3 protein-coding genes are annotated in these 6,260 nt (G+C 47.8%); 1 reads left to right on the plus strand and 2 read right to left on the minus strand.

What is annotated here, in order from left to right:
- Positions 1 to 8 precede the first annotated feature (8 nt).
- Entirely contained in the window at positions 9 to 2,270 is a 2,262-nt protein-coding gene (locus Q0668_RS00760) for a PVC-type heme-binding CxxCH protein (protein WP_298858948.1), read from the minus strand.
- 208 nt (positions 2,271 to 2,478) lie between these two features.
- Entirely contained in the window at positions 2,479 to 3,795 is a 1,317-nt protein-coding gene (locus Q0668_RS00765; protein WP_298858950.1) for a hypothetical protein, read from the minus strand.
- 318 nt (positions 3,796 to 4,113) lie between these two features.
- Here Q0668_RS00765 and Q0668_RS00770 point away from each other — a divergent pair.
- The coding region (locus Q0668_RS00770) for a cytochrome c biogenesis protein CcdA (RefSeq protein ID WP_298858952.1) at positions 4,114 to 6,260 on the plus strand (2,147 nt) is incomplete at its 3' end.

Here is a 6,260-nt window from a genome sequence, read left to right on the forward strand (position 1 = left end):
GGCGCAAATTACGTGCCAAAGCGAGGGAAGTCATCTGGGAAATGCGGGTTAAAACGGTCGTCCCAGTTTGTATCCTGTGGAAGTTTTAGTTGAAGTAATTTTGCATCAATATGTACCAGCGCGCTGGCAATTTTTTTTGACTGTTCTCTACTGCGATCACTGGGAATACGGGCAGCGACAATCAAATAATGCAGATCAGATACCGGATCGGAATCTTTGGTTATTTTTGCGAGAATCCGATCCAATAATTTTGGATTGTAGGGCGTGAGCATCGAGAGGACGCGGGCCAGTTCGTAATCCAGAATTTCATGACTGCTGGGAAACGCTTCCATGAGTCGAATTCGAATCGGATCCAGATGACGTTCGAATTCCGTCAGGTCCACGCTGTTGGCATATCCGTCAAAAACCGCTGACATCTTTGTAGGTGGACCCATATCGCCGAGCCCCAGCTGAATCAACCGCAGCGCATCCAGACGCAGATCCGTTTGATAGTCGCCTTCAAACACACTGATTCCCGTGCGCACGGCCAAAGGGATTACGCCCTCCTGCTTGAGAATACTGGCATACGCAAGTGAAATCTGAGCAGCGCCTTCATCAGCACTCACTCGGGAAGAAAGCGTTTTAAAATCTTCTGCGTTTAATGTAGCAGCAGCGCGGGCCGCCGATTGTCTGACATAACGCTGACTTGCCCCCAGTGTTTTCTGCAAACCGGAAAGACATGTTGTCTGATCAATCTGATCGCCCTGTTGCAGGAAGGCCTGTAATGCAAAACGAGCTACCAGAGGAGATTCATCCTTGAGCAGCGCGTTTAACAGTTCGGCTAATGTTTCGGACTGACTTTGATAGCCTAATGACCATGCCAATCGTGCACGGACTCGCTTGGATTTCTCCAGAATCAGTTGTTCCGCAATTCGATCCGGGAATCCGCCCAGTACTTCCGTGACAATTTCAATCGCACGAATGCGTTGCGCTACGGGACGCGTACGATCTAGCGTTGCCCGAAAAAAGTCGGCAGGCTCCAATGATTTCACTTGTGGAAGCCATGCTTGGCGCGACCAGCTACTGAGAGGCTGGGGCGCTGACAGACAATCTGTCAGTGTTTGCAAAGTTTCGGTGGAATCATTTTCTTTCGGAGAGAATGAGGGTGCTTTCAAGTCTGGTTTTTGTGCTTCAACGGGTCCCGTGTATTCAATGCGAAAGACACTGCCTCTCGTTCCACGTCCGCCCACACTGACATAAAGACTGCCATCGGAGCCAACATCCAAGTCGGTCGGCGCAAATCCAAACTGTCCAATACCCGTGATGAATTCACGGGGCTCGCTGGAATAAGTGCTGTCATAATCCTCAAGTGGAATCGCATGCACGCGGCCAAACGTCCAATCGGCAACAAACAATGCCCCCTGATAGGCTGTCGGAAACTGCCGATGCTGGTAGGAAGCCACACCGGTCGGTGAACCACGATGAAAAGCCGCGATCACTGGAGGCATGTCAAAAAACAGATCCGGGCGTTTCCAACTGCGACTCCTCCAGCCAGCATTCGAACCGGGAAGAACATGAAACACACGCGTCGGTCGATACCAGGGTAGTGAAATATCACGTTCGCCATCACTGTCATAAGTGAATACATCACCGTTTGGTGAGAAGGAAAAATCGTAGGCATTCCGAAAGCCGTCGGCGATGACTTCGCCTTGAGTCAGATCAGGACTCAACCGCATCAGCGTGCCGGCATAAGGTTTCTTAACGGGTGATGTCTTGCGCGTGATGTATTTTTCATTAATACCCGCCGTGTTTCCCAGTAACAGATACCACCAACCATCCGGGCCTTTCTGAATCGAATGCGTATTGTGTTCGCCTCCCGTTTTTGTCTGTAAAAAGACATCCGGTTTCCCATCCGCCCGATCGTCGGCATTCTGATCTCGATAACGAATCAGACCGGCATCACCGGTGCAGAGCAGATCCCTGCCGAGAAAGTACATGCCTTGCGCGCCAGTCTTGGGACCATCTGCAAATTGCTGATAAGATTCCGCAACGCCATCCTGGTCCGCATCAATCAGAATGCGCACATAACCCGGTCCGGATACAACAACTCTTCCTAGAGAATCGATGGTCATGGAATAGATATCGTGCGCCAGATCATCGTCGGCATACAGTGTCGCCCGAAAACCTTCCGGAACTTTGAGTCCGGAAAACTCTTCAGCTGCCTGACTGGGGGTCAAAACGCTTATGACCCCGAATACGAAACAGAGCATCAAAAACCAAAGTCGATTCACGGGACATCTCGTTTTGTTGAAAAGAAACATCGTACCTCATGTTGGTTCTATGATATGAAAAAACCCGATCAGTGAACCAAACAGGTGTCAATACCAGGCAACGAAATCACGTTAACACGACTGATATCATAGTGCTTGAATACCATGTAAGGCAATGCCCTCTTTTTGAACTTCACTGAAGAATATTGGGGGCTATTGAATGCAAAGTTCATTCTGCCCGGGTGGGAGTTTTCCAGAATTCCGGGCAATCTGGCAGGGTTCCTGCAACGATTTGTACAATCGCCTGACGTTCCTGCAAGGGAAAATCCTCAGGACTGACATCCCATTCCTGCTTGAGTTCCGAGTCTGTTGCATTCATAAATGCATAAATTTCCCGTAAAATCCTCAGTCGGGCAGACGGTGGCATCTTGTTGAAGCTGTCTGTGTAAATCAGATAACTCAGACGATGACGGAACAGTCTTGTTTTCAGATCAAAGTCTTTCAATGAGCGTCCCAAGGAATCACGTTTCCCCTGCTCTTCAAACCAGCTCTGGTACGTGGTCGTCCCTTTGAGAGGACCTGCTAGTTCCGCTTCGTCCAGAAACAACAGATATCGCAACAGGCGATCTTCGACATCAGATTTTAAACGCAACTGCTCTTCCATACTGACACGGGTGATTAAATTATGGCCGTGAACCTGATGATCCAGTATCAGGTGCGCCACAAGATCGGAATGCGGATTCAAATACTTGGAGGTATCAACAAACTGGTCGATCTGTTTCAGATTCGTCAGATACGCGGGATTGGCCTTTGATTCTTCAATCGCTTCTTTTCCAAATACATTACCTAAATGCACCATCTCTCCATGCGTACCTGTCACGTACCAGCCTCCCCAGCGTTTTTCTAACGGTTTATCATGAGAGATCTGGGAATACCCGGAAATCGGGCGGCCATGTAAATCGGTTAAGAAAGAACGAACCAGCAAGCCGGGTACTCGCAAACTGGAACCACCGGCATGACAGGAGAGACAACGATCCGATCGAATAAACTGCGGTTTCGCTGTCGGCTTAGCCTGTAACTCGAAGAAAATCGTACCTTTGAGCGGATCAACAGAGGCCAGTTCCATCGCAGTCGCACCGGGAACCCAACCCAGATAAAGATCATCGTTAAAATAAACGACACGGGGATTGGTCGGTTTTATCAGACGTGGATTGAGGGCTGTTTTCGAGTACACCATCAACTGAGAGCTTTCCGGGATCTTCAGATACTTTAAGACCTCGCGTAAATAGCCCCATTCCGAATCGTGCTGAAGGTTTAATGTGCCTGCACTCAACTTTTGATTCAGCATAGAGACCGGGTCAGTCAATTCCCCCAAACCATATTCCACCGGTTTCAATCCGTACGGAATGGGGTCCCGAAACTCAATCTCTTTGACCATTTCATGCGGCTTTAATGCCACCAAAGGTTCGTGCGCGCTCAGTCTTGCCGTCATGTTGACCAGAAGTGAACTCATTAAAAGGCAGAGTGCAATACAACGCGTTATCATGGTTCCCAAACTACAATTGATCAAAATTCACTTATGGGTTATTATTAATCTTAGGAAACGGGGACGCTGAAAGATTCCCTGCCCCTATAATAAGGGGGACAAACTCTCTGAGAAACCCTAAACTGGACCAAAGGGTCACTTTTCAGAAGAATGTCAGTCACCGGTTGTCAATCTTGACGTAAAAATCTAATATTCGTAAGAATCGCTCAGGAAATGTGACATAGTTCACAGAAGAAAACAGTCCTGAAACCGATATAATTATAAGCGTGGCTCACGAGCCAATTTGTTTTATTTCTGAGTGTTTAAAAGGGTTTCGCTTTGAAAACTCGTCGCTATTTAGCCGTCTTCATAACACTATTTGCAGCCTTAGTCTGCTTATCAGTCGATTTGCAAGCCCAAAAGAGTTCTCTGACAGATCTATTTGGCCAGAAGAACGCTTCGGGAGGTGCAGCTGCGCCGAAGGCGGAAATCAGTGTGAGCCTCCTGCCTCAGGATGCCAAAGCCGGCGATACGGTGACACTTTCTCTGGCAATGATCTTACCGGAAGGCTCCTATACATACTCAACCAACCCAACATTCGGCGGTGCGACCAAGTTTGTGATTGAAGAATCCCAAGGTTTGACGGCTGTCGATAAACACTTCAATGCCGACCATCCACCGAAAACAGTCTTTGAACCCCTGTTCGGACAGGAAGTCGAAAAATATTCAAAACATGTAATCTGGAATCGCCGTTTCGAAGTAAATAAAGATGTAAAAAACCTCTCGGAGGTTCTGCTTAAAGGACAAATGCTCTATCAGGTATGTGACGCGAAAAGCTGTGTCCCTTTACAGTTTGCTTTCACGGCTTCTCTGTCGGGCAAAAAAGAAAGTGCCCCCCTTTCGTTCACAACGATTCCCAAACGCCGCTTAGGACCCGATCCGGTAGAACTGACGTTTGATTTAGCTCCTTTAAAAAAAGCTGCTAATCTTGTACGGCTTTCGATCACGATGACCCTGGAGAAGGATTTTCATACGTTTGCATTGGATCACGACAAAACACAAGTAGGGCTGCCGACGCATATCGAACTTTTCAAACTGGAGGGATTAAAACCTGTCTCGAAGCAGTTCTCAGTCACACCAGAGCCAACAGTGGAAACACATGAAGATAAAAAACCACGCACACATTACAACAAAGTGGTCTGGTCACGTGTCTTTGAGCGGATTCCGGGAGCCAGTGAAATTGGTGTGGAAGGCAAACTAACTTATCAACTCTGTAACGAAGTGAGCTGCCGACGACCGATGCCGGTGGAATTCGAGTTGGGGAATTTGACAAATGCCACACCGGTTGCCCTGTCTTCGATCGAAGAATTGAAGGGTGGTAGCGACGATGATAGGCAATTTGATTCTAATACCGTTGCGGATAACCGTTCGCTCGCTCTCAATCTCTTTTTCGCCTTTCTGGGCGGACTGATTCTGAATGTGATGCCCTGTGTACTGCCAGTAGTTGCCATCAAAGTCATGAGTTTCGTGCAACAGGCTGGCGAAAGCCGGATGCGGATCTTCCTGTTAAATATTTTCTACTCACTGGGAGTAGTTGCAGTATTTATTGCTCTGGCTTCTCTGGCTGTCTTTGCCGGACTGGGTTGGGGTGGTTTATTTCAAAGTACAAAGTTCAATGTAGTCATGGCCTGTATCGTGTATGCGATGGGGCTGAGCATGCTGGGCGTTTTCGAAATTTCTGTACCGGGGGTTATCGGTTCTGCTGCCGGCGGACAACAGAAAGAAGGATTAACAGGTGCATTTCTGACAGGAATCCTGGCAACCCTGCTGGCCACTCCCTGTAGTGGCCCCTTCCTGGGACCGGTTCTTGCCTGGTCAGTCAGTCAGACACCGGACATTACCTATCTCGTCTGGATAGTAATGGGGCTGGGAATGGCATCGCCATACCTGCTCTTCAGTGTGTTCCCGAAAGCCATCTCTTATCTACCCAAGCCGGGCATGTGGATGGTGCGATTCAAAGAGTTCTCGGGCATTGTACTCATGGGTGCTGTGATCTTTATCATTTCCACAATGGACGAATCGCTGACAATTCCCGTGTTGATCATGTTGTTGGGAATCACAACAGGCCTTTGGATGATTGGCAGTCTTTACGAGCACAACTCATCAAAACAAAAAAAGATGATTGTGCGTGCATCCGCGCTACTTTTAACAACGGGTATTTGTCTGTTTGGTTACGAAACGAGCCAGAAGTCAGAGTATGAATTGCCATGGGTTCCCTTCAATGTGACAGAATTGAATCAATTGAGATCTGAAAACAAAACAGTGCTAATCGACTTTTCCGCTGAATGGTGCCTGACATGTAAAACAAATGAAAAGTATGCTTTAAATACTGAGGAAACGCTTGAGCTGATCAAAAAGCATAATGTGGTTACTATGTATGCAGATTACACAGACTACTCGCCAATAATCAAAGAAAAGCTGGATGA

Origin of the sequence: uncultured Gimesia sp. (assembly GCF_937910335.1) — a bacterium.
Lineage (GTDB): Bacteria > Planctomycetota > Planctomycetia > Planctomycetales > Planctomycetaceae > Gimesia.